This window comes from Paenibacillus sp. AK002 (assembly GCF_053903045.1).
In genome coordinates this window covers 3,370,668-3,396,526 of sequence record NZ_CP096377.1, presented here as the reverse complement: position 1 = coordinate 3,396,526, position 25,859 = coordinate 3,370,668, and the positions used below count along the sequence as shown (strand labels likewise).

At 48.5% G+C, this 25,859-nt stretch carries 21 protein-coding genes; 10 read left to right on the top strand and 11 right to left on the bottom strand.

Annotated features, from left to right (window positions below; translation table 11 throughout):
* Positions 1–134: 134 nt before the first annotated feature.
* The 3 genes from M1D70_RS15010 (at position 135) to M1D70_RS15000 (ending at position 2,931) form a co-directional block, all read left to right on the top strand.
* Positions 135–1,328 carry a cytochrome P450 family protein gene (locus tag M1D70_RS15010; protein WP_456290329.1) on the top strand — a complete coding sequence of 398 codons (1,194 nt, stop codon included), beginning with the start codon at positions 135–137 and terminating at the stop codon, positions 1,326–1,328.
* 285 nt (positions 1,329–1,613) lie between these two features.
* On the top strand, positions 1,614–2,108 hold the full coding sequence (locus tag M1D70_RS15005; RefSeq protein WP_456290328.1) for a DUF2243 domain-containing protein: 495 nt from the start codon (positions 1,614–1,616) through the stop codon (positions 2,106–2,108).
* 1 nt (position 2,109) lies between these two features.
* Entirely contained in the window at positions 2,110–2,931 is an 822-nt protein-coding gene (locus tag M1D70_RS15000) for a cytochrome c oxidase assembly protein (protein WP_456290327.1), read from the top strand.
* Here M1D70_RS15000 and M1D70_RS14995 read toward each other — a convergent pair.
* From M1D70_RS14995 to M1D70_RS14980, 4 genes are all read right to left on the bottom strand, one after another.
* The gene (locus M1D70_RS14995) at positions 2,928–3,854 is read right to left on the bottom strand and encodes a VanW family protein (protein WP_456290441.1); all 927 of its coding nucleotides are present in this window, start codon (positions 3,852–3,854) and stop codon (positions 2,928–2,930) included. The genes M1D70_RS15000 and M1D70_RS14995 overlap by 4 nt on opposite strands.
* A 192-nt stretch (positions 3,855–4,046) precedes the next feature.
* Positions 4,047–5,297 carry a multidrug effflux MFS transporter gene (locus M1D70_RS14990; RefSeq protein ID WP_009590232.1) on the bottom strand — a complete coding sequence of 417 codons (1,251 nt, stop codon included), beginning with the start codon at positions 5,295–5,297 and terminating at the stop codon, positions 4,047–4,049.
* Positions 5,298–5,422: 125 nt separating this feature from the next.
* Positions 5,423–6,988, bottom strand: coding sequence for an ATP-binding protein (locus M1D70_RS14985; protein WP_009590274.1), 1,566 nt, complete (start codon positions 6,986–6,988; stop codon positions 5,423–5,425).
* Between the two features lie 182 nt (positions 6,989–7,170).
* On the bottom strand, positions 7,171–7,953 hold the full coding sequence (locus M1D70_RS14980; protein ID WP_456290326.1) for a DUF3889 domain-containing protein: 783 nt from the start codon (positions 7,951–7,953) through the stop codon (positions 7,171–7,173).
* A gap of 156 nt (positions 7,954–8,109) precedes the next feature.
* On the opposite strand from M1D70_RS14980, the gene M1D70_RS14975 reads away from it, so the two are divergent.
* The 5 genes from M1D70_RS14975 (at position 8,110) to ureC (ending at position 14,402) form a co-directional block, all read left to right on the top strand.
* Positions 8,110–9,609, top strand: a complete 1,500-nt coding sequence (locus M1D70_RS14975; protein WP_254664002.1) for a spore germination protein — start codon at positions 8,110–8,112, stop codon at positions 9,607–9,609.
* Positions 9,610–9,615: 6 nt separating this feature from the next.
* Complete coding sequence (locus M1D70_RS14970; protein ID WP_456290325.1) at positions 9,616–10,704, top strand: GerAB/ArcD/ProY family transporter; 1,089 nt, start codon at positions 9,616–9,618, stop codon at positions 10,702–10,704.
* Positions 10,698–11,801, top strand: coding sequence for a Ger(x)C family spore germination protein (locus M1D70_RS14965; protein ID WP_456290324.1), 1,104 nt, complete (start codon positions 10,698–10,700; stop codon positions 11,799–11,801). The genes M1D70_RS14970 and M1D70_RS14965 overlap by 7 nt, the downstream gene beginning before the upstream one ends.
* 247 nt (positions 11,802–12,048) lie before the next feature.
* Positions 12,049–12,693 (top strand): urease subunit gamma, encoded by a 645-nt coding sequence (gene ureA, locus M1D70_RS14960; RefSeq protein ID WP_456290323.1) that lies wholly within the window; start codon positions 12,049–12,051, stop codon positions 12,691–12,693.
* On the top strand, positions 12,690–14,402 hold the full coding sequence (gene ureC, locus M1D70_RS14955; RefSeq protein WP_456290322.1) for an urease subunit alpha: 1,713 nt from the start codon (positions 12,690–12,692) through the stop codon (positions 14,400–14,402). The genes ureA and ureC overlap by 4 nt, the downstream gene beginning before the upstream one ends.
* Before the next feature lie 98 nt (positions 14,403–14,500).
* On the opposite strand, the gene M1D70_RS14950 is transcribed toward ureC, so the two are convergent.
* Positions 14,501–15,577 carry an acyl-CoA dehydrogenase family protein gene (locus M1D70_RS14950; protein ID WP_036671317.1) on the bottom strand — a complete coding sequence of 359 codons (1,077 nt, stop codon included), beginning with the start codon at positions 15,575–15,577 and terminating at the stop codon, positions 14,501–14,503.
* Between the two features lie 82 nt (positions 15,578–15,659).
* Positions 15,660–17,471, bottom strand: a complete 1,812-nt coding sequence (locus M1D70_RS14945) for a DUF3658 domain-containing protein (RefSeq protein ID WP_456290321.1) — start codon at positions 17,469–17,471, stop codon at positions 15,660–15,662.
* Between the two features lie 194 nt (positions 17,472–17,665).
* Between M1D70_RS14945 and M1D70_RS14940 the strand changes: the two genes are divergently transcribed.
* On the top strand, positions 17,666–18,982 hold the full coding sequence (locus M1D70_RS14940; protein WP_456290320.1) for a glycosyltransferase family 2 protein: 1,317 nt from the start codon (positions 17,666–17,668) through the stop codon (positions 18,980–18,982).
* A 31-nt stretch (positions 18,983–19,013) separates the two neighbouring features.
* Here the strand turns inward: M1D70_RS14940 and M1D70_RS14935 are convergent, their stop codons facing one another.
* Entirely contained in the window at positions 19,014–19,214 is a 201-nt protein-coding gene (locus tag M1D70_RS14935) for a hypothetical protein (protein ID WP_009590225.1), read from the bottom strand.
* A 676-nt stretch (positions 19,215–19,890) separates the two neighbouring features.
* Between M1D70_RS14935 and M1D70_RS14930 the strand changes: the two genes are divergently transcribed.
* Positions 19,891–22,491, top strand: coding sequence for a glycosyltransferase (locus M1D70_RS14930; RefSeq protein ID WP_456290319.1), 2,601 nt, complete (start codon positions 19,891–19,893; stop codon positions 22,489–22,491).
* An 83-nt stretch (positions 22,492–22,574) separates the two neighbouring features.
* Here M1D70_RS14930 and M1D70_RS14925 read toward each other — a convergent pair whose 3' ends face one another.
* The 4 genes from M1D70_RS14925 to M1D70_RS14910 form a co-directional block, all read right to left on the bottom strand.
* Positions 22,575–23,339: a glycosyltransferase gene (locus M1D70_RS14925; RefSeq protein ID WP_009590275.1), complete on the bottom strand. Its 765-nt coding sequence runs from the start codon at positions 23,337–23,339 to the stop codon at positions 22,575–22,577.
* 35 nt (positions 23,340–23,374) lie between these two features.
* Positions 23,375–24,058 carry a galactosyltransferase-related protein gene (locus tag M1D70_RS14920; protein WP_456290318.1) on the bottom strand — a complete coding sequence of 228 codons (684 nt, stop codon included), beginning with the start codon at positions 24,056–24,058 and terminating at the stop codon, positions 23,375–23,377.
* A gap of 30 nt (positions 24,059–24,088) precedes the next feature.
* Entirely contained in the window at positions 24,089–25,033 is a 945-nt protein-coding gene (locus tag M1D70_RS14915) for a glycosyltransferase (RefSeq protein WP_456290317.1), read from the bottom strand.
* A 312-nt stretch (positions 25,034–25,345) separates the two neighbouring features.
* A complete protein-coding gene (locus tag M1D70_RS14910) occupies positions 25,346–25,855 on the bottom strand; it encodes an NUDIX hydrolase (protein ID WP_009590247.1) in 510 nt (169 codons plus the stop codon).
* Positions 25,856–25,859: the final 4 nt, after the last annotated feature.

Genomic DNA, 25,859 nt, shown 5'->3' with positions numbered 1-25,859 from the left:
GCACGGCTACACCGGAACGACGAATGGATTGAAGGAACTGGGGACTGTCGTCAATTCAACCGTAAATTGGTTATCCTTATCGCTATCCCTTATACTGGATAAGAAACTATCATTTTCGAGAGGAGACCATACCGATGAATGTGAACGAATCTCTGAAAAATGCGTTGTTTACCAAGGAATTTACCCATAATCCTTATCCGGTGTACGAGAAATTGAGGCAAAGCGATCCCATTATGAATCTGCAATTTCCGGATGGTCGTCATGGGTGGCTGATCAGCAGTTACGCTGAAGCCGTCGAAGCGCTCAAGGATGGCCGGTTCAGCAAGGACGTCACGAAGGCAATGGGCGCGGAACAGACCAGCGTATTCAGCACGAACATGCTGTTCTCCGATCCGCCGGATCACAAACGGCTTCGCGGATTGGTCCAGAAGGGTTTCACGCCGCAGAGAATCGCGGATATGCGTAGCCATATTCAAGAGATCGCGGACGGCCTGTTGGATGCCGTCTCCTCCAAAGACACCATGAATCTTATTGACGAATATGCCTTTAAGCTTCCCATTATAGTAATCAGCGAGATTCTCGGCGTACCTGCCGAGGATCAGGACAAGTTCCGGGTATGGTCCAATTCCATCATCGGCGCTTCCAATCAGGAAATGAACGAGCAGGTCGTCCAGCATATGAACGAATTCATCGCTTATTTGAGGGACTGGTTCGCCAAGGTTCGCGAACAGCCCGGCGACGATATGATCAGTCAGCTGGTCATTGCCGAGAACCAAGGCGACCGCTTATCCGAACAGGAGTTATACGGCGTCGTTACCCTGATGATCATAGCCGGTCATGAAACGACGGTGAACCTGATCGGCAATGGCGTGCTTGCATTATTGGAGCATCCCGAGCAGCGGAAGCTACTGCAGGAACAACCGGAACGGATTCATGGCGCCATTGAGGAAATGCTTCGCTACAACGGTCCCGTTGAATTCAGCACTTCCCGATGGGCCGCGGAGGACTTGGAATTTCACGGCGTCCATATGAAAAAAGGCGACTTGGTTGTCATCGCCCTAAATTCCGCTAATCGCGATTCCGCACAATTCGAGGATCCCGATCTGTTCGATATCACCCGGGAGAAGAGCCAGCACTTAGCCTTCGGCAAGGGAATACACCTCTGCCTCGGAGCACCGCTCGCCAGGCTGGAAGGTGAAATCGCGATTAACACGCTCCTTCGCCGCTTTCCCGATTTCGAGCTTCAGGGCAATTTCGACGAGCTGGAATGGAGGCCGGGTATGATCGTGCGCGGCGTGAAGGAAATCCCCATTTCACTTCGTCCTTAAAAACCAGCAGAATATATTTACACCTAGTAAAAAGGCGAACCCTAAAAGTGGTTCGCCTTTTGTTTGTGGATATTTTAAATAAGGTTAACATATAAAACATTATGTAAACTATTAAACTGATGAACAACCAGCTTTAGTCATTTACCGAAGCGAATAACATATATATCACTCGTTTTATCCACCCGGTGTTCAAGTTATTGATATGGTAATAATGGGTAAACTTAGAAAGTATCACTCTGTAAAACGATGGACTGCGGAATTTTATAACGGAAGAGGATGAGACGAATGAAGTCTTCTAAAACCCATAAAAATCAAACACAGCGCTCAAACTACGCCGAACGCAACCTGTGGGCCGGCATCTTGTTCGGGTTAGGGCTGGTCGGATTCATCGATGAGGTGGTATTTCACCAATTGCTGCATTGGCATCATTTCTACGATAAGTCTACGAGCGATATCGGCCTTGTCTCTGATGGTCTGTTTCACGCGTTCAGCTGGTTTGCTACCATCGGCTCCTCGTTCCTGATTGCCGATCTGCACCGAAGGAATGCGTTTTGGGCTAAACGATGGATTGGAGGCATTCTGTTAGGCGGTGGCGCTTTCCAGCTGTACGACGGCATCATCCAGCACAAGTGGATGCGACTGCATCAGATTCGTTATTACGTCGATATAAGACCCTACGACTGGGTCTGGAACCTGATTGCTGCCGGCATGATCATCGCTGGCATCATACTCATTGTACGAACTCGAAACCGCGTTCCTTCCCGGAAGGCCGCATCCTAAGATGAGTAACCATTCGATTCATCATCATGGTGCCGGAATATTCGAAGGCGCTGCTGTGTGGCACCCTTGGGAATGGATTTTGAGTTTCTTCCTCGCTGGCCTAATTCTGCTCTATTGGACAGCTGCTGCGGTTTCCAATCGACGCCACCGCATATGGCCTGCCCATCGTTATGTTTGCTGGATTGCGGGATTGACCTGCATAGGTTTGTCGCTGGCAGGCCCGTTGGCCCGGCTTGCCCCTGCGAATTTCCCGGTGCATATGCTTGGGCATTTGCTGCTCGGCATGCTCGGGCCCCTGCTGATTGCGTTTTCTGCTCCAATGACGCTTCTGCTTCGGTCAATCAGCGTGCTGTTCGCTAGAAGGATAAGCCGATTGCTTAAGAGCAAGCCCGTCCATTTTATCGCACATCCGTTGGTGGCAACCTTGTTGAATATCGGCGGATTATGGACCCTCTATACCACCGGGTTGTTCACGGCCATGCATCAAAATTTAATTCTTCATATAGCCGTTCATTTTCATGTGTTTGCAGCCGGATATCTATTTACGGTTTCTTTGATGTACGTGGATGTGGTTCCCCACCGTCGAAGCTTTCGGATTCGTGCGTTCATCCTGATCATTGCCATGGCGGGACACGGGATACTCTCCAAATACTTATATGCCCATCCGCCCGACGGCGTCCCTTCAGAGCAGGCAAAGCTTGGTGGAATGCTGATGTATTACGGCGGCGATGCCGTTGATCTCGTTCTCGTGTCGTGGTTGTGCATGCAATGGTATAGGTCGTCCCGTCCGCGGCCGGCATCGTTTCATCCAATCTCGGATTAATCGCCGCCGCTTACCGGATTATGCTTGGTGTCACTGGTCTCCTCCGGCAGGCTGTTGGATATGCTCGGTACATTGCGCGGCTTATATTCAATGAGTTCCGAAGAGTATATGGCTACGGTCATTCTTCCCCCGTTCCCGAATGCCCGAATGAGGATGGGTTGATTATAGGCGTTCTCAAAGACAAAATCCGGGCCTCCCCAGCTTACCGTAGCGTCTCGGCCAGGCAGCACGTAAGGGACGTTCCGGCTGTGAGAGTAGCGCTTCACAATCTGCAAACCTGCACGGTCAATCGCATTATACAGAGTCGAAGAAACCTGACAGATTCCGCCCCCCACTCCTTCGGACAATTCGCCTCTTACGATAACGCCGGCACGTTTGTACCCCCTATCCACCGTTCTCATGCCGACGACCTGATTGAACGAGAACGTTTCTCCGGGGAATACGACTGCGCTGTCAATCGCTTGAGCAGCCAACGCGATGTTATGGGAACGATTTTTGTTATTGGAATTAAAATAGGTTACATAGTAGCCGATCGGCTTGACGCGAATGGAAGCCAGAAGCTCGGTATCCACCTTCGGGTATATTGGATACCTCGGCGCTTCGAAGGAAACAGCCCCTGTGCCGTACCAATACGAGTAGTATTGTTCCAATAGCTTGCGTCGGTCCAGTCGATGGCCGTTCTGACCAGGAATTATCTGTCCGCTGCTGCCAATCTTGGCATTTCGGGCTTCCATATAGGTCTTGCGATCAAGTTTATCCACCCATTGATCGTATTTGTCCATATCCAGCAGCGGGAACACATCAAGCGCATGTTCGCTTCGATTCACGCTTTCCATGACTTTGCCTTCCTGGGTAATCGTTAAATTGTCGTTCTCCGGTTCAGTCCCTTGCAGGAGCATGAACAGTAGGCTTATGACCGACATCCATTTCAAGTGGGTTCACCTGCTTTATCTTTGTGTTTTCCTCGTCTTCGTGCGTTTTTCCTGCTTTGCCCGTTTACACATCTCTTTGGTATTATGATTGCATTCTAGGTAATTCATTCAGAATTGTTTTCTTAACCCAAAAGAAAGAAGCCCGCACATTCATCGTGCGGGCTTCTTTGCAAAAGTACCATTTTATAAAGAGACTTGTGTCTCTTTCCTGCGGCTAATAGGCATGACGAGAAACAGAAACGAACTGACGGCCAGCAATTCCGCAATCCCGATGACGGTGCCCATAGGAGCTGCCGTCGTTCCGTCTCCAAGCCCGACAAGAGGGCTGGCAGCGGCGCCTAATAGCAAAGGCAGCAAGCCGAGTAATGCGGATGCACTGCCTGAGGTATGGGCTTCCTGCTTCTGCATCGCCAGTGATGTTGTCGTTGCGCTAACCATCCCTACGGCTGAGACGATCAGGAACAGCATCGGTGCTATGAGAAACAGTCCGCCGCCAAGCCATGTAATGGCAAACAGCGATGTGCCGCCAAAGGCTGCAATAAGAAGTCCCGTCGTCAGAAGTTTGGTTTCTCCTGTGCGGGAAGCCAATCTGCCGGTAATTTGGGAGAATAGTACGATACCAACCCCGTTAACGGCAAAGAATAGGCTGTACGTTTGAGGAGACACCCCGAAGATATCCTGCAGCACGAAGGGCGATCCCGAGATATACGCGAACATCGCGGCCGATACGAACGCTTGGGAGAGCGCATATCCGATAAACACGCGATCCCGAACCAGCGTTCCGAAGGTTTGAAAGGTTTGCCTGATCCCGCCGCTGGCTCTATTCTCCTTGTTCAACGTTTCCGGAAGACCAAACCATACGGCAAGCAGCATCAGCAATCCAATCAGAAACAGGACGACGAATACGCCGCGCCAAGATACAAAATTCAGGATAAAGGCTCCGAATACAGGAGCGATAATTGGAGCCAATCCGTTGATCAGCATCAGCAATGTGAAAAATTTGGTCAGCTCCGAGCCGGTGTACAAATCCCGCACAACCGCCCTGGATATGACGATGCCGGCTGCTCCGCTTGCTCCCTGCACGAATCGAAGCGCAACCAGAACCCAAATCGTCGGTGCAAATGCGCACAGTAAGGAGGTTACCGAATAAATAATCAGGGATATGATCAGCGGTGCTTTTCGCCCCCGTATATCGCTGAGCGGTCCGGCTACGAGTTGTCCAAGCGCCAGGCCGAGCAAAAATGCCGTTAAGCTTAATTGGGCTAACGATGCCGGCGACCCTAAACTTTCCGAAAGTTTAGGCAGTGCAGGCAAATACATGTCAACAGAGAGCGGTCCAAATGCCGAGAGGGATCCGAGAATCAAGGCAAACTGGAGCCTCTTTCCGCGAGTCAGGACCATGGCTGAACCGGTTTCTTTGGTGGAAATCGACATACTGACAGATACTTCCTTTCTCTTGCAACACATTGATGCATGGTTGATATGCTGCTGGCAATCCTACTTGACCGCCAAGCAACTATCCTATCATAGGTTATTTTTTTGTATATTACCATCCATTTTTACGAGGCTAGCGGGATGCGCAAAGTAAACGTTGTGCCAATGCCCAGTTCGCTATGCACCGTAATTCTTCCGCCATGATCTTCTACAATTTTCTGACACAGGGACAACCCGAGCCCCGTCCCTTCTTCCTTGGTCGTATAGAACGGATCGAAAATTTTGGCTAGATTTTCGTCGGCAATTCCTTTGCCAGTATCCTCGATCTGAACAACGGCCATCCCCTCATCTGCTTTAAGCGAGATTCGAACGGAACCGGTATTTTCCATCGCCTGGAAGGAATTACGAATCAGATTGATCAGTACCTGGATGATCTTGTCCCGGTCCATCACGATATGGATCGGCTCATCGCTTAAATCGAGCAGAAACACATGTCCGTGCGAGGCCGCTTCGGATTCACATAAGGAGTAAACGCGCGTCATGCAATCCGTTAGGGACTCAACTCTCATATTGCTGGCATGCGGCTTTGAAAAATGTAAAAATTCAGCCGTCAGCTCCCCTACCCGCGTGATTTCCCCCATGATAACCTCATACCAGGGCTGTATATTATAACTTTGGTTTTTGGAAAGCTGTATAAAGCCTTTAATCGAAGTCAGCGGATTGCGTATCTCGTGGGCCATTCCGGCAGCGAGCTCCCCCACCATCTTCATTTTTTCCGTTCGGATCATCTCCTCCTGGCTTCTCATCCAGGAATTGCGGCGCATTTGAAAAATCCGGTCCTCCGCCGTGCTGATGATCTCCTGATACGTTAATGCTTCATGCGGGTAGCAAGTAATGCTATACGTCACCTGTACGCCGATATGCTCAAAATTGAACATGGTGCTGTCGATGTTGACATGCTCCGGAAGCAGTACGGCGAAGCGGTCTCCTGCATAGCGCGAGGCGGCCAGCATATCGTTCAGGAACAATCTCCGCAGAGCACGCGAGAATCTGATCAGTATCTCATTTGCGGTGGAAATGTCCTTCGCATTTAACGATTTAAAGTTGTTGATATCGAGAAGCACCAGCTGAAACGGCTTGTTCACCTCAATGAGCTGCTGGACTTTATTCAAATACCCGTCATAATTCAAAAGACCGGTTAATGCATCATGGTACGTTAAGTAATCGTTCTGCTTATATAATTTCTTCTTCTCCGATTCCAGAAAGTTTACAAAGTGGAATGAAATCACAATCACAAAGGAAGCCAAACAATCAAACACAGAGACCAGAACATTGTATTTCGTAAACGGCACGTAAGTCAGACGGATTAAGGAATACTGAAGAATGATCAGGAAGCACAGCGGCATCGTTTCCTTAAATCGTTCCTTTTTATGAATGGTATTAATGATCAGTATGTAATACAGGAGGATACACCAGTTTAATTGACTTACATAGTGAAACGCCCCAAGAAACAGAAAATGAACATAACGAAGCCATTCGTACTTACGATCAAAAACAACGGAAACGTACAACAAAGTTGCCGTGAGCAGCATCATAGGAATGGACGTGTGATAACCGAGATAAACCGACGATACCATAATAAAAATCGATATCAAGGGAACAAATAGGAGCTTAAGGACTAAAAACGACAAAGCGAATCACTCCTAAATCGCTATTACTGGCGCATAATGTAGAAATCAACGAGGCAAGTTCCACCAAATATGGTACACCATATACATGCGTCTGAACAGCAGGAAAACATCACTTTCAACAAAGCCGCCCTCTATTTTTTCCTGAAAATGGCGTTATTCCTGCCGTCAATTGCTATTTTCAGCTAAATTTCCTCATAACGTATCGATAGAATCTGATCGGTTCCCGGATGATATGAAATCGTGACATACACGCCGAATTCAACATTCCCTTTCTTAAGCCACAGCTTGAACTTCTCCTCCGCCAAAACGCTGGATATCTTGGTTCTGCCCATATACAGGTAGTCCACGACGTCCATATTATATTTACGCTTCGTTTCGGTCACGGCTAAGGTTCCCCACTTGGCGTAGGCAGGCTCTCTTCTGTTCACGGCATGAATCAAAGACTGCGCAATTTCGGTCAGTTCACGCTGTCCGATTTCCGTGGAAGCTCGATTGGCTGTAGTTAAGAGATATTGCCAATCCGCCTTTTCAAAAACCAACAGCTGCAGCGTATTGAACGGACCCTTGTAGAATTTAGCGGCTGTCTGCTCCGTCAATTCTAATGCTTGAAACGATAGGTGCTCCAGCTGCTGTCTATTCTCAAGGGGATATAACTCGATCCTGTAGTCGTTCTCGGGTTTGAATTCGTTTCGATAATGGATCTCCAAATGCTCGTCAAGTCCGGCATGCGTGCCATAACAACGACCATATTGATGCGTAAAAGCTACGGCGGGCACTTGCGGCGGGAGCTGGATTTCTCTGCCGAAACGCTTCTCGCAAGCCCTTATCGCCTCCTCTACAAGCTCGGCACCGCTTTCAAAAATGGCCTGCTGAAACGAAAACTCCGAAGATTCCATAGTCGCCTGATCATTAATGGGTGTAACCCCGAGCGACAGTATGCTAGCGAATAAAAGGGTGCCCAGCATGTTATTCCTCCTCCAAGAAATTGGCAGACTTGCCTGAGCCTAAGATTCCCGCGGACGCTCTTCTTATTCCTGACTTGGGATTCGTTGGATAATTCCTTTGAAAAATACACACACTGTGACGGACTATGCATGAATCCGAGGTGAGTACGCGTGGGGATGAAACAGATATTAAAATCTATTTTTGTGGTCACTCATGAGCATTCTGAAACCGGCCCATCGCTATATAATCAACAGGATCCCAACCCCCAGGAAGAAGTTTCGCTGACGCTGAAGCATGTCGCGGATCAGTTTGACGATTCGGCCGACTTTGTCCATAAGATCTATCTTCATGGGCGCCTTCATGTTATGTATTTCAGCCATTTGGTCAATGAGGATCGGCTGGAACGGGATCTGCTTCCTCCCATTTTGAATTCCGAAAACCCGCTCGATTTGTTGACGGAGCAATCCCAGTATGAGCTTGTAACGGATTCGAAAACCTATGTGGAAGGTATTCTTAGCGGTATGGCCGCTTTTTATTATGAAGATCAAGCTTTCATGATCGATGTTATTTTCCCGACATCCCGGACGGTGGCTGAATCCGAAACGGAATCCATCATTATCGGACCGCACGAGGCGTTTACCGAACAAGCCTATACGAATCTGTCCTTGATCCGGAAGAGAGTGCAAAGTTCTCATCTCAAGGTCATCAAACTATCCGTCGGCGAGGTTACGAAGTCGGATATCTATGTTCTGTATATCCAAGACATCGCGAACGAGAGATATGTCAAAGAAGTCATTAAACGGATCGAGGATATTGAGATTGACGCCATACACGATACAAACATGCTGATTCAATGCATTGACGATAATCCGTATTCGATTTTCGCGCAATTTTTAACCTCTGAGCGGCCGGATACCATCGCCTCCAAGCTGGTTTCCGGTCGAACCGTAGGTATTATGGACGGGAGTCCCACCGCTTTCAGCGCGCCCGCCAACTTTTTTGAATTTTTCTCGTCATCCGACGATTATTACCAGAGGTGGAGCATTGGTACGGCGACCTTGTTCTTGAGGTTTGCAGCCCTCATCATCACGGTGACACTGACGGCCCTTTACGTTTCGGTTACCTCTTTCCACTATGAGATGATTCCGGAGAATCTAATTCTGACGCTGACGGAGTCCAGAAGCAAAGTGCCGTTTCCCCCCATTTTTGAAGCGCTGCTTATGGAGACTACGATTGAGCTGCTGCGGGAGGCTGGAGCCAGGCTGCCTACCAAGATTGGACAAACGATCGGTATCGTAGGCGGTATCGTCATCGGGCAGGCGGCGGTTCAAGCGGGATTAACCAGTAATATTCTGATCATCTCCGTCGCCTCCTCGGCTATTGCTTCCTTCGTCATTCCAAACTATGTCATGAGCGCGTCCTTTCGCCTGTTCCGATTTGGACTCATCGTTATGGCCGGTTTATGGGGGAATCTGGGATTGGCCCTTGGCTTGGCCTATATGGTCATTCACTTAAGCGGCTTGACAAGTGTCGGCTCCTCTTATTTATCACCTATCGCTCCATACGAGCCCTATGATTGGAAAGACGCATTTCTAAGACTTCCCTTTTCCACGTTGGCCAAGCGGCCAACCCAAGTCAAAGCCAGAAACAAGGTCAAATTAAAAATGAAAAGGTGAGGCAACTTGAAGGAAAAACTATCCCAATTTCATACCGCGATCCTCATCTACATGATTCAAACGGGTGTCTATGTATTCAGTATTACGCAGGTGGAGGCCCAATATTTTGGCACAAACGGATGGCTCATTACGATCCCGGCTTCGATTCTGGTCTGCCTTAACATTTATCAGATATATTGGGTGTACCGGTTGGGCGAAGGGCAGTCGATATTCGACATATTGGAGAAAAGCATCCCCAAATTCATACTGGCCCCCTTCTATCTGGCGATCAGTACGGTATGGGCTTTAATCGGCTGTCTCGTTGCCAAGCAGTACGTGCTGATCTTTCAGATGTTTGCGTTCCCGACAACAAACCCAATGGTATTTAAGATAGCGATTGATATCCTTGCTTTCATGCTGCTGACCAAGGGATTGTACAATATCTCCAAAGCTTCCACGGTCTTTTTTTGGTGTACCATTTGGATGAGTTTGCTTCTGCTGTATTATGCAGGGGAGTTTCGAATCGAGAGATTAACGCCCTATATATTTAAAGACAGTTCCAACATGTTGGAAGGATTCTTTCAAATCTATTTGGCTTACTTGGGTTATGAGTTATGCTTACTCTTGTTTCCCTATACCGATAAGAAAACCAAATTGTTCAGGGCTGTAATCTATGGGAATTTGATACGTACGGTATCCTATACCATTCTGGGTTTTGTTTCGTTCGGCGTCGTTGGCAGCGATATGTTGAAAGTCATGCTATTCCCGTTACTGGATTTGCTGGCGTATATCAAACTTCCGTTTATCGAGCGAATCGAGAATCTATTCTACGGTTTCTTCCTGTTTACGACCCTCATTACGCTGGTGCTTTATTTCTGGGCAGCGGGCGAAAGCACCCAAAGAGTCTTTCCGAAAATCAAGATCAATGTCCACTATTTCTTCATCATACTGGTAGCCCTGCTGATATCCTACATTCCCACCGTATTGAACCGCATCCGGGAGTGGCTTCTGTTTCTGGGGTACATCCAAATCGGGTTTGCTTATATCATGCCGTTTATACTCATTGCGCTGCTGCTTTGGCAGCGCAGAAAAAGGCAGCGTGATGCACAATGTTAAAAAAATATGCATGCTTGCTCCTGCTCTTGTGCCTCCTTCCTCTGGCGGGTTGCGGTGATCAACGCATTTTGGAAGATCTGGGGTTCATTCAGACGACCAGCTATGACATGCTGCCGGATGGCAACTTAGCCATTTCGGTCTCCATTCCGCAAGCGGATCCGGAAACTTCCGCTAAACGGGAAGTGCTGACGGCAACGGCCAAGAGCAGCAAAGAAGCAAAGATGGTTATGTCCAGACAAACCGGCATGCTGCTGGTCAGCGGGCAATTGCGCAACGTGCTGTTCGGGCGTTCGATGGCGGAACACGGGCTGCACGGACATCTGGATACCTTGTACAGGGATCCTGCCATATCGTCTCAGGTAAAAATAAGCGTGGTTGAAGGCAATGCCGGCGAACTGTTAATAGACGATTACAAGCAGCATCCGCGAACAGGACGGTATATCGATATGCTGCTTGAAAAGGAAGCGCTCGGCCAGACCATTCCCAAGGTCACGCTGTTCAACTTTGCCAGGGATTATTTCGATCAGGGCGTTGATCCGGTTGCCCCGATGATTAAGAAGCATGACAAGAACTACATTACGACGAATGGAATTGCGTTATTTAAAGATGATCGCTATGTAGCTAAGATCGAGCCGCAGGATGCATTGATTTTCTCCTTTCTGAAGGGCAAGTTCAGAGAAGGTCAACTTAACATTGATCTGTCGGATGGGGATAAGAATGAAGTCGTCATGTTCAGTTCATTGATCAGCTCTAGAAAAGTCAAGGTTGTACGTGGAGACCGAGGCATTGACAAAGTGATATTTAATGTTAAGGTTTCCGGGTCCGTTCTGGAATACATCGGCGATGCCAGGTTAAGCAATGACCGCGAACGGCATGAGCTGGAGCAGCGAATCAGCCAGTATATATCGAAAAAAGCCGATGCCATGGTCTCGCTCATGAAACAGCATCAGATTGACAACCTCGGAATCGGCAGGTACGTCCGTAACCGGATTGGCTATGAGCAATGGAAGAGGATGGACTGGCGGCAAGAATTGCAAAAGCTGCAGGTCGAATGCTTAATTGACGTTCACATCAAAGAATACGGAAAATTTAGATAAAACTTGGATAGACCCCAATCGGGGTCTTTTTTTGTTGCCATTTAAAATATCGATTTCGTTATGAGGCTCAGAGAACTGCGAGTTTTGTGTTATGTTATGTTATGTTTAATGACATTGATATTGACTATTTCTTTGTCTAATGCTACATTTATCCAAAATAAACACCATCACGCAGCATGTCAGTCGATACCTAGCCTCGTTTATGTTATGAATATTAACACATCTGAATGCAAAAGGAGTGGCTAAAATGCATTTAACCTACCAGGAGAGAGACAAATTAATGCTTTTTCTGGCAATGGAATTAGCACAAAAACGATTAGACCGAGGGTTGAAGTTAAACTACCCGGAAGCGGCCGCACTCATTTCGGGTTTTGTTGTCGAAGGTGCTCGTGATGGTAAGTCCGTAGCCGAATTAATGAAGGAAGCCCGTCATGTGCTGTCGGCGGATCAAGTGATGGACGGCGTCGCCCATCTCCTCAGGGAAGTTCAAGTCGAAGCTACCTTTGTGGATGGCACCAAGCTGGTCAGCGTTCATGACCCGATTCAAGGCGCTCCGTCCTCTTCCGGCATTGTTGCAGGTGAATACGACCTGCGAGACGAGCCGATTCAGCTTGTGCCGGACCGGCCCCGCATTACGCGTGAGGTTACAAATAGCGGCGACCGTCCGATTCAAGTAGGATCGCACTTCCATTTTTACGAATGCAATTCCGCTTTATTATTCGAACGAAACGGAACGCAAGGATACAGGCTCGATATCGCCTCCGGTTTGTCGGCAAGATTCGAGCCGGGAGACACCTCGAAGGTGACGCTTGTTCAAATTGGCGGGAGCCAGGAAATTCATGGTTTTGCAGGTCTGACGAACGGAAAAACCAATGGGATGGTGAGCTTATGACAACAATCGACCGCGCGACCTATGCCAGCATGTATGGACCTACGACAGGGGATCGGGTCAGGCTTGCCGACACCTCCCTCTGGCTTGAGATTGAGAAGGATTATACCGTTTATGGGGATGAATGCGTCTTCGGCGGCGGTAAAGTGATACGTGACGGCATGGGACAGCATCCGCTCGCGACCCGCGCGGAAGGGGCGCTGGATCTGGTCATAACGAATGCCATCATTGTGGATACCTGGGGAATTGTGAAAGCGGACATCGGGATTAAGGACGGGTGCATCAGCGGCATCGGAAAAGCAGGAAATCCGCTGATGATGGATGGTGTCACCGATGGCATGATCATCGGTGTGGGCACGGAAGTCATCTCCGGAGAGAACTTGATCGTAACGGCCGGCGGCGTGGATTCGCATGTGCATTTCATCAGTCCGCAGCAAGTCGAAATCGCGCTCCAAAGCGGGATCACTACATTCGTTGGCGGAGGCACCGGTCCCGCAACGGGCACCTTGGCAACCAATTGTACGTCGGGGGTATGGAATTTGCAGCGAATGCTGCAAGCGACCGATGCACTGCCGATCAATATGGTTCTTCTGGGACGAGGAAACAGCAGTCGTCCTGAAGCGCTGGCCGAACAAGTCCATGCCGGGGCGGCTGGACTCAAAATCCACGAAGACTGGGGCAGCACGCCCTACGTCATCGACAAATGCCTGAGCGTTGCCGAAGAACTGGATGTGCAGGTCAACATCCATACCGACACATTGAACGAAGCCGGTTATGTTGAAGACAGTCTGCGCTCCTTTAATGACCGGGCGATTCATACCTACCATACCGAAGGTGCGGGAGGCGGTCATGCGCCGGATCTGCTGCGGGTTGCCTCCATGCCGAATGTCCTCCCCTCCTCGACCAGTCCGACCATGCCATATACGGTGAATACGGTTGACGAGCATCTGGATATGCTGATGATCTGCCATCATCTGGATCCGCGTATACCCGAGGATGTTGCCTTCGCCGCGTCACGGATTCGTGCGGAGACGATCGGAGCGGAAGATATTTTGCATGACATCGGGGCGATCAGCATGACCAGTTCCGATTCGCAGGCAATGGGGCGGGTTGGTGAGGTCGCTATCCGTACATGGCAAACGGCCGACAAAATGAAACAGCAGCGCGGCCCGCTCGGGCCGGATTCCAAGTCGGACAATTTCCGCATCAAACGATATATTGCCAAATATACCATTAACCCGGCCATGACCCATGGGATATCCGATTATGTCGGTTCCGTCGAGGTAGGAAAAATGGCTGATCTCGTACTTTGGAAACCCGCCTTCTTCGGAGCTAAACCGGAGATCGTGCTGAAGAGCGGCATGATTGTCCACGCCGTCATGGGAGATCCCAACGCTTCCATCGCTACACCGCAGCCGTATATGTATCGGCCGATGTTCGGCAGCTATGGCGGCGCTCAGGCAGCGCTAAGCGCCACCTTCGTATCCCAAGCTTCCCTGCAATTAGGGACGCTGGATCCACTGGGATTGCGTAAACAGCTCCTGCCTGTAAGGAACTGCCGAACCGTGAGAAAGGCGGATCTTGTTCACAATGGGGAGACGCCGGAAATCATGGTTGATCCGGCGACCTATGCCGTAACCGTTAACGGCGAGAAGCTGACAAGCGCCCCATCGTCTCATTTGCCGTTATCCCAACGCTATTTCCTGGTATAATGGTCAAAGGTCCATGCAATCGTAATTAATAATCCCTGCTATAATCCACATATAAACAACAACCATGAGCAGCTCGTTTGCCGCTCATGGTTGTTTGTTTATTCATAGGTTCTCAGCAGCGCATGCGAGCAGGCCGTCTGTAGGTCCCTCCAGCAGCGATTGATTTCGGCATCTTCCATCGCAGCAGATAAACCGAACAGCGGAAACAGCTGCTGGCCGCAGAATAACGCAGCTTGGGCTGTTTCGATGCTTTGGGCCGTAACCTGTGCCTCCGTGGCATCCGATAAGGCACCGTTCGCCATCAGCTCTGCCCACGACGCTTCTACCCTCTTATAAAAATCAGCAATCGATAGATGCAATGCCGCTTGATATTCATTCAGCTTCCCGAACACATAGGAAGAACTTCCCCGCTTAACCGCGAGCGATTCCGCAGCTTCAAGGAAATGCTCCGCGATCCCGACTGCAACACCGGCAAAGGATACTTGAGCAAACGGAAGGAATGGATAGCGATAAATCGGCTCGTTCTCATACCCTTTCGTTTCCGTAAGCGAGAATGTCATCTCATCCGGAACGAATGCCTCAACAGCGGATATGGTGTGGCTCCCTGTTGCCCGAAGGCCAAAGGCATTCCAATCCTGCTGGATTTCGATCTGGTCAGGATTCATGATAAATGACCGGATCTCGGGTTCGCCCTGATCCGCAGTCGGCTCGCCAGGGGCATCTTGTAGCGTTGAACCCTGTTCAACAACTGCGTTGGCCGTAAAGGTCGTAGCATAGGTAGACCCGCTGCAATACTTCCAGCTGCCAGTCACGATATAACCGCCGTCCACCTGTCTGGCGGTACCTGTCGGCATGCCGCTGCCCGCAATCACCGCTTCGCGGCGCGCAAACACCCTTCGGCTGATATCTGGACTCATCAGTGCGGCAAAGAATCCTCCGCCTGCTCCTATCGTAACCAGCCATCCCAGGTTGCCGTCGATGCGGGCACTTTCTTGGAAGAAACGCGTTGCATCCGGCAGAGGGGTCATCCTTCCTTCCAGCTCGTCGGGAACAAACAGGTGAAACAAACGATGATCATATATGGTTTTCAGCACGTCGGGAGTTACTTGTCTATGCTTGTCCATCCCAAGCGCTTGTTCTCTTATGGTTTGAATCTCTTGCTCCGTAAATAACATGTCTCCACCGCTTTCCGTGATCAATTCTCTTTCAAAATGATAGTCCGCTCTTTATGAAATCATAATCTATGAATTTATTAATCTATTCTTTAGGAGCCGTTTCATCGATTTGGATTAACGCCTTTTCCAGGGAGCGCATCAAAGACACTCGTTGTATTCTATGATCCTCATAAGTGCTCAACAGGTAATCGATTTCAGTTTGCATGCTGCCCGTTAAGGCTTCCGAGCCGGAGAATTCAGATAATCCTAGGCTTTCTGCATCTAGCTGCCGCAATTCCTCCATAATGCCTGTCTCCGCAAGATTCATTTCCATCATCTCACTTAGCAGCGACTTCAGCTTCGCAGCCTTAGCCAGGCGTTGTTCATGACTCCACTGCTCCTTTGGACTCGATGCATCCACAAGCGAGACGCTGTAGTACCGCATGGCATCCAGCTCGCCGGAGTAAGTTAAAGCACCTGTCTGAATCAGATGACGAATGCGGTACTCGATGAAAAAGTCGGAAACGGTTAATTCCCCCTGTCCGATGACCTCGCCAATAACCCGAGCGGATTTCTTGAAGAATCCATGCCTGGCTTCAAGGCGGTATACGGTTTTCAGAATTTCTTCATCGTAGTAAGATTCTGGAACGGTGCACAGCATATCACCTTGAAGCACCCGAAGGAACCCGTCTTCGCTCAAAAGGCGCTCCCAGTCTGCGCGATAGCCCGCCTGCGCTTGCGGCGACAATGGAACCGGCTCAGCTGCATCCAGAACGTGCTGCAGCTGGTTCGCGTTCATTTCAAATGTTCCTTTGAACCGCTGATTTGGATTTTGCTGATGAAGCACGCTTGTCGCATTCACCAATCTTACCTCGGAATGATCCGTCATTAAGGACAGCAATCTTCGCAGGCCCAGCTGTTCCGCCGCGGAATCGCCGGCCCATATCAGGCATGGCATTTCTTTTATCTGCTGAGGGCAGGTCAGCCACGCGAACGCTGCCTGCAGCATCGTTAATTTTCTGTCTTCCGTATACGCGGTGCTATATCGTTCCTCAAACCACTGCTTTCGGGTGGAGAACGAACGGGCGAAATCATGATCGTTCGGAAGCGGTCCGGCCATAAGATTATCGCCTAATGTCACTACGATTTCACCGGGTTTCGACAGCAGCATGATCTTGAGCGATCCTGCCGTCGACTCATCAAAGGCAATATGGATTCGCGATACGTTCCCGCGATGAATCGGCGATTCCCGCAGGTAGGCTTCATTCCCCATCGCCCATTCTTTATCGTACGCCTCGAGGAAGAGCTCAAGGCTTTGATGCTTACCATCTGCAAGCAGCTTGGCCGATTCGGTATTCATCCGGTCCTTCAGCTTCAGGAGCTTTTCAGAGAAATGATTAATGGCCGTGCTCTTTCCTTTTCGATATTCCTCCAGGGTCATATGCTCGCGGAGTGGAACAGACGGATCGTACATACTCTGTCCTTTCCATCCGGAATATGCGAAAGTACGAGCGATTCCGATAACCCCCATCGCATCAAGCCGATCCGCATCCTGGACAATTTGGCCTTCCAGCGTTTGCATAGTACTCCCTGTTCCGCCTGAGAAAGACATCGTACCGATGATCCCCAGCACATGCTCCTGATCAGATGCTTCTACGCCGGCTTGTTTCAACCAATGGCGAACCCGCTCGTAACCTGCTTCTTTTGATTCGTTTAATTTCTCGTCGGCTACGTCATGGAGGACTGCCGATAACTCACATATGTATACGTTGGCGCCTTCAAGATGAGCCAGTATTCGGGCGATGCGGGTGACACGCTGAACGTGCCACCAGTCGTGGCCGCTTGCATCCCCTTCGTGTACGGCGCGAGCAAAGTCTTGGGCTTGCCGAATGATATGACTCTGAGTCGATTTCATTTGATCCTACCTCTCCTGTCCAGGGTTCCGGTCTATATGCTCTATTATTCCCGATTTACCTATACGCCGCAACATGGAGTAAGTTATCGGCATTTGTATCCCCCATGAGAATGGGGGCATATGATAAACAGAATCGTGCTGATGATCCATTACATCCGTTTAGAATCACCTTCGGTTAGGATACAGAAAGGAACATGACGGCCATGCTGGTGTTTATTCTACCTGGATTAAATCCTCATTTAAGCGAAAACACCGTATCCACGGTTTTGCGCGTTTTTTCAAATGCCTGTCCTATCGTGATTCAAAACGAACAGGAGTCTGCAGCAACAATGAACGATGCGCTGTCCGATAACCTGTATTCGCCATGGTTCATGACGCTCTATGCCGGAGATACTGTACAGCCTAAGGCGGAGAAAGAAATCGAACGATGGCTGCAAACTTACGCTGACAGCTCCGCTGGCTTTATACTGACTTCCGTAACCAAAACAGACCCGCCAGCTGTATTTCCCAAAAGACCTGTTCCAACCTTTACTACTCCCCGCGGCCCCCTGTTATGGCGTACGAACATCGTGATGAATGGACAGAAACCGGGTTTTACCAGTAATGATCAGCTGCCGTTTCAGAAATATGTGTTGATCGATAAACAGATCCAGCTATCAAGCCACTATGAATGGACGGAAGTAGATTCTGACGGGATCTCATACCATCATCGCGCTGCTCCTCCCTGGATGAAGGAAGCAGAGGAATGGAACGCAATCTCTCCGCTTCTTCACGCTCCATCCCGCGTTCAGACTATCAATGAAAAACAAAGCTCTCCTATAGTTACCATTGCGCTGTGCACATTTAACGATGGTGAATACTTGCCGTGGGCTATTCGCTCCGTATTGTCACAGACGATCACAGATTGGGAGCTGATCATAGTTGATGATCATTCAAGTGATGATACTCCAAGCATCCTGGCGGGATTACCGATAGATAAGCGTATAAATAAAGTGAGCCTACATCAAAATCTGGGTAAGGCTCATGCCCTGAACATAGCGCTTCAAATGGCCAGGGGGGCCTGGTTTCTTGAGCTGGATGCCGATGATTGGCTGTCACCAGATATTCTGGAAGTTCTTCTACAAGAAGCTAAGAGGGAGCCGAATGTTGGTGTACTGTATGCGAATCATTTTGAATGGGTCGAGCGTTTGAATAAACAGCTCCTTTACCAGGGGGTCCGAACCGGGCCTTCCCATTTGTCCGCGGAGCGACTCCTGGCAGAAGCTATGGCAGTAGCCCCAAGAATGTTCAATGTCTCTGTAATTGAGCAGCTAGGAGGATGGAACACCTCGGTTCCATTCGAAGGACGTCTATACGAAGATATCGAGATGTTATCCAAGGTTTCAAGCTTCCATCCAGTTTACATTCCTCAACCGCTATATCATAGAAGAATTAGGAGCTCAAGCATGACGCATCGGCATCTTAATCACTATGAGAAATGGAAGAACTCGATGAGCGATATTTTGAAATAGTTATGGCAAAGTTCCTCATCTCAAATAAAGACTAAGGAAGTATGCGAACTAATGAAATATTATCATTGATGATGGTGACCTGCCTTGAGGATGGCAAATAGTTTGAGCTTACAACCTGAACTGTGATCAACCCGCCTGCTGCCGATAATAGCTGTCCTTGAAGGAACTGATTGGCCTGGATAACCTCTACTGTCCGTCCGAGGAAAGTTGCCAGTATCTCCGAAAAATCCATCCATTCTTACCTCCCTGATCCACATTATTCAATAGATAAAACACTGCTCAACGGTATTATGGCAATACTTCCGTTAGGCTCCGAGATTTGAATATAATTTTCCCCAATGGACACCAATGAACCGAAAATCGAACCTGCCGGAGTTTCGATGGTTATTCGAGTATTCAGACGCGAACTTAAATAAGCAATGACATTATTCCAATCCGCATAGCCATAATCCTCCACTTGCTTCTGAAGAGCGTTTACCCGTATGGTAAGTCGTCTGATCTGTAATTTGATTTGAGATATGCTATGAATCAATCTCCGGCGCAACCGATTTAGCTTGCTCAGAACCGTTATCGGCTTTTTAGCACGCTTATGTTTTCTCTTGCCAACAATGAATTTGCAATCTTTTGGTTGGCTTCGGTTCCAGTATCTCCTCACACTAGCTGCCTCCCTCCGTATAGTCACTGGTACAATATGTATAAATCCGTCCAATGGAAACCGGAATAGCTAAAGATAAGAAAAGGGCCTACAACTAGAAGTCCGTTTGAATTGTTGCAAGATCATTCAACGCGTAAACCATACATACCCAATTTGATAATTCGAATGCCGGATGGTGTTCTACCCATACAGATACATGGGGTGATACATACTTTGTTAAAGAGACAATCACACACGAGAGAGGAGGCTACTCTTGAATAAAATCACGAACAACCGGCGCAGATCTTCTACGAATCGCACGAGTCCCCGTCAGATAAAGCTTCGGAAATCGAACTATAAATGGATCAAAAAGAAACGGTCAGTTCAGCCGGTACCTCCGATTTCCCTATCACATACAACTCACCAACAATCCGTCACCCCTTTTGAATACGAAGCTGCCCCTGCCCCTGCTGCGCCCCAGGTAACGGGGATTATCGCACCCGGGATAGCGCCGTTATACGACATTATTCGTTTTCCCGTCATTGATTGGCAATTCAGATGGCAGCGGCCGCAGCAATTATCCGAACAGTTCGCTCAACAGGGGCATCGTGTCTTCTATGTAACGACGGAGATCACCGGTTTGCGCAAGGAAGAGGCTTCCAAAGAAGAGGTAGGACGTTTTGTCTCCATCAAGAACATCGATCGAAACGTTTGGCTCGTTACTTTGTGCGCGCATAAACCTCTAAATCTATATAAAGATGAGATGAGCAGCTGGGATATCCAGTACCTAAAATGGTCCATAGAGCACGTACGAGACAAATTCGGGATATCCCAAGCGGTATCGATTGTCGATTTACCGTTCTGGACTCCTCTTGTCACGGCCATGGAGCAACATCATATCGTGTATGATTGCATGGATCATCATGCGGGTTTCTCGACAAATGATCCTGCCATGCTCCATCAGGAGGAACGCCTGCTTCGGGAGGCCGGGCTTGTCGTAACGTCCTCACAGCATTTGTACGATTGGGCTATTGAGTATAATCCATCTACGGTCCTTATCCGCAATGCCGCTGATATCTCTCATTTCTTAAAGCCGCCTGAACAATCGTTGACGGAGCTGAACTCCATAAAGCAGCCGATTATCGGTTATTACGGGGCGATATCCGACTGGTTCGATATACGCCTGATCGAAACAGTGGCCCGAAACAGACCCGAATGGGCATTCGTTCTGATCGGACACACCTTTGGTTGTGATACCACTGACGTCGAGAAGCTGGACAACGTCATACTTTTGGGCGAGAAGCCCTATCACGAGCTGCCTATCTATTTACATCGATTCCAGGTTGCGTTAATTCCTTTCATGAAGAATATGCTCACCAAGGCTACAAATCCTGTCAAACTATACGAATATCTTGCAGCTGGAAAACCAGTCGTATCTACCGACCTGCCAGAGGTTGAAGCCGTCGCTTCCGATATGGTCTCCATTGCAGATACGCCGGATAAATTCGAACAGGCGATTCTTGAAGCACTTCAGGAATCCGGTACCGAGCAGATCAAACGAAGGCAAGAATTCGCCCGTCATAATAACTGGGTCCAAAGATACCAGGTTCTGAACGACTACATCACCCAGCATCTGTTCCCTAAGGTTAGCGTCATTATCGTCGTTCACAATAAATGGTCTTACACCGAGCAATGTCTCCGCAGTTTGCTGCAAAAGGGACATTATCCAAACCTGGAAGTTGTTATCGTCGATAATGCCTCGACGGATCAAACTTCTTTCCACCTTAAAGCTCTTAACAACCCGCTAGTTAAAGTTATTTCGTCTCCGGAAAATCTTGGTTTCTCCGCAGGGAACACACTCGGATGCCTGGAGTCAACAGGTGAGTATATGATCCTGCTTAACAACGATACGCTTGTACCTGATGGCAGCTGGATTACCCGATTGCTCCGGCCATTTCACGAAGACCCGCAAATCGGAATGACGGGCCCGATGTCCAATTATGTGGGTAATGATCAAGCACTGGATCATTTCATCGGCGACGCGGTATACGGTGCCGATGTTCGTTGGTTGCATGATTTCTATGAGCTGTACCATCAGAATATCAGATATACCGATTTGCTTGGATTTTTCTGTGTAGCCATGAAGCGCAGTGTATGGGATAAGGTTGGCTCCCTTGATCCGGCCTACGGAATTGGCATGTTCGAGGATGATGATTACTGTGAACGGGTACGCAATGCAGGTTACCGTCTGGCTATCGTCGAGGATGCTTTTGTATATCATTACGGCAGCGCCACCATTAAAGAGCTGAAGCCCCAGGCATACGATTCGTTGTGGGAAAAGAACAAGGCATACTACGAGCAGAAATGGAACAAATCCTGGAGATTACCGAAAGGTCCTCACAGCCTGTTTCATTTGGCGGATCATCCGCAGGAAATCGCCAATCGGATTCATGTGACAGGGAAGAAGTTCGCTTTGGTTCTGGGTGATAAAGTATGGGATACCCATTCCAGACGCTGGCAGAAAATCGTCATGGGATTGACGGAGGATGAGAACTTGTATGTCATCGTATATGCGCATGAATACCATGGCAATCCGATCATCGGAACTCGCAAGGTGGGTCCAAGACTGTATTTCACAAACCGGATCGATTTATTCTCACAAGTCACATTTGATCATGTAATATACTGCGGTTCAACCGATGTTTACCCCTACCTGCGTTCCGACCATTTTGTAGCGGATTCGCTTTGTTATCATGATCATCGGCTCAAAGCTCTTCTATCCAACTTACCCAATATCAAGGTGTTGGGAGATGCTCTCGTGACTCACACCGTACGTAATGTCATGTCTCTTACAAAGGATATATCGACCGTATAGTTAAAAAGGAGCTAGCTATAAAACTTGGGATATAAAAGCCCATCCATGCTTCTGAATTTCGTTCAGAAGCATGGTCAGGGCGTTTAATTTGAATGAGGCTCTTTTTCCATTTTCTTTAAGTAACGCCGAATGACTTCTGGATGACGACCTTGAAAGGGAGTTGTGGCTATCTCGTATTCCGAATGCTTAAAACTCCAATCGGGCACGCCTTCATTTTCAAGTAAATTAACGTCTTTTCTCCGGTTGTCATTAAATTTGATCTTACGTCCCAAAGCATAATGATAATGGTATATATTCACATCGCTTCGCCCTCTTGGAATACTCCATATGCTCTGCCCCTCTGCCGCTTCAAGCGTGCAATGATGCTTCTCATCACGATAACGAATCCCTTTATTCGCCCTCCACATTCTCGTTATATCATTGGACCATCGCTCATCCCCTGGGCTATTCACTCGAATTGTCCACGGATCTCCCCAAAAATTGACGAACGGGAACTGATATATATCCACGTCAGCGTTGGCCATAAGCTCCGGCAGCGCTTCTTGAAAACGATCATCCATCAATTCATCGATATCCAGATTCATAATCCAGTCTCCTTGAGCTTGATCGATCAGGAAATTGCGTACTTGGGATTCATTCCAATCATCGGTGTAAGGCATTCCATTCTGCTGCAAACGAAACAACCGGATTGAATAACGATCCTGCAGGCGCTCAATATGCCTCAAAGTGTCATCTGTGCTTCCTCCATCTACAATAATGATTTCATGAGCAAAACGACTCGCGCTTTCGATATATAAGGGAACGAACGTTTCTTCATTCAAAACCGGTACAATGACCGACAGCTTCATAGAATATCCTCTCCTTCCTGTTCTGGCCCTTACGCTTAACCTCTACCGATCAGTTTGCGCATAGACTGAACATCCCCCCTTGCCTCCTTGTATTGTTTGTATAAGGCATAGTTGGTTTCATAATGGGGATTGCCTTCTGGTCCAACAAATGGGTGCCAGAAATGCACCATTTCTCCGTCCAATCGAACGTGGGTACCGATAAGGGTGTCCATTGCGTATGCGAAGGCCTCATCCTCCCCGCCCCAGCCGATAAACCGTTCATCATATCCCCCCACCGCATCAAACGCATTTCGTTTTAATGCATTCAACCCTCCCAGATAATAAGCGCTGTTCTCATCTCTATTTCCCAGTATCGTAGGGATCGGCCAATCCGCTGTTTGAGACAGGATCATATGCGAGATGTCCTCCGGCAGTCGTAAAATACGACTGAACGGGATAACCCATTGACGGTCATTCACGTAAGATATCGTTTCCAGCACGAGGTTGGGATCATATACGATATCACAGTCAGCAATCATGAATACATCCCTGGTTGCTTGGCGGGCTGCGCGGTTAATGGCTTTCGACCTGCTGAATGGATAACCGGAGACTTCACCGATACATACTTCTATGCCCGGCATCGTCCGTGAGTAGAAATCCAGCGCCCACTTGAGCGCAGCATCCCTCGGCCCGCCATGATCCGACTGGTAGGGAATCAGAACGGAAACTTGGTCAAACATCTTCTCTTCCTCCTCACCTGCAGAGCTTGACTAAATTTGGAACAAAACGCGGAGCCATCGGCTCATCGCATGTTCAATCCTCCAACCTGACTCTATATGGCTCCTGCACCTTAACCCGATTTCTCGAAGCTCATCCGTCCGATTTCTCCAATAGTTAATCTTGTGTATAAAATCTTCGGGAGAGTCGCTATCCAGAATCAGTCCATGGGCAGCCGGGTGAGCTGCATCTTTTGCATTCCCGACATTCGTGGAAAGAACGGGGACCCCGCAAGCATACGCTTCCAGCACAGTAGCCCCGCTTCCTTCATTGGCTCCCGTGTTCAACAACAAGTTCAACTTATGATAAAAACCCGGCATGCTTTCATAAGCGTAAGCTCCAGAAGTTTCGATAAAAGCGATTCCTTCGTCACTCTTGAAATGCTCTTTAATTCGCATATACAAAGTATTGTAGTTTTTAGAGGTTTTCGAGGGATCTCCGGCCCATCCGATCACGAATGGAGCATTGTCTATTCGAGCTAGAGGCAATGGCTGAAACAATTGGTCATCCACGAAATGACCGATATACTCCACAGATGCGCTTGGTGCTAAGGCCTGCAAGATTGAAGCCAGTCTCCGATTGATAGCGCCTAGCTTTCCGATTCTAGGAATAACCAGCCTGAGAAAGTCAGGATCGGGAACGAGTTCATCCTTCCATTCCCTATAGGTTTCATAGTGCTTACTGAAGTAATAATAGGAGACGGCTGCCGCTGAATCGATGCGGATATTCTTGAAAACGCAATAAGCCGCAATGCCAAGACACATGGCGGATATGTGATCATATTGGCGATTCAACTCTCCACTGCTTTTGTGTCCAAGATAGAGATCCAATTCGCTCATAGACATGAGGTCCAACGATGGATGATATTGCTGAATAATTTTGGCATTCTTGCCCAGGATCCACCAGGGCACGTCATAGATCAGCAAGTGCCTTCCCATAATGTCGACCTCCTTATCCGCTCGTAATAGAGTATATTCGACTCCTCCTCGACAAGTTTGCAAGACCATGCAAAATGATGAATACGTCCATCATGAACAATAAAAAGCTGCCCATGGCGTAGAATGATACCTACACTAAAGGCAGCCGTACATTTCAAATGATTTTGACTGATAACTAAACCTTTTTATCGAATATGTGTGTTGGCTTGGATCTCTTGGATTTCTTTTCTCAACGCTCTCATCTCTTGAAGCATGGCATCCATTCTAACGATGAAAATCTCAACAAAATCCATTTAGTCAAAAACCTCCGTATTATGATGGCTGAATAAATCCCTTAAGCAAGCCCTGCATCATGGCAAAAATCAGTTCGGAATCCTGCAGCTTATTCTCCTTTATCCCGCGCCAGCAGTCCGTGACGCTCATTCGTACCACGTCAATGCGCTCGTATCCCTCGAGCTGTTGGCCCGATTGGCTTATTACCTCATCGGTATAATAGACATGCGCGATCTCGTTGCACCTCCAGGACGCCGGGTACAGCTTGCCTAGGTAGTGAAGCTTACCGCAGATGAAGCCTGTTTCCTCCAGCATTTCACGTCGAGCTGCCGATTCCAGTTCCTCTTCCTCGCCTATTCCGCCGCCAGGTAGCTGAATAACATAATCATCCACGGCCGCTCGGTATTGACGGATCAGCAGCAGTTGATCGCCATCCTTTGCCAGAACAACAACGGACACATAATTTTCCTTGGTATAATACACTTTGCCTGACGTTTCCTCGTAAATCGATATTCCGTTATGGCGGATCAATAACTCGCTATTTACCATACGG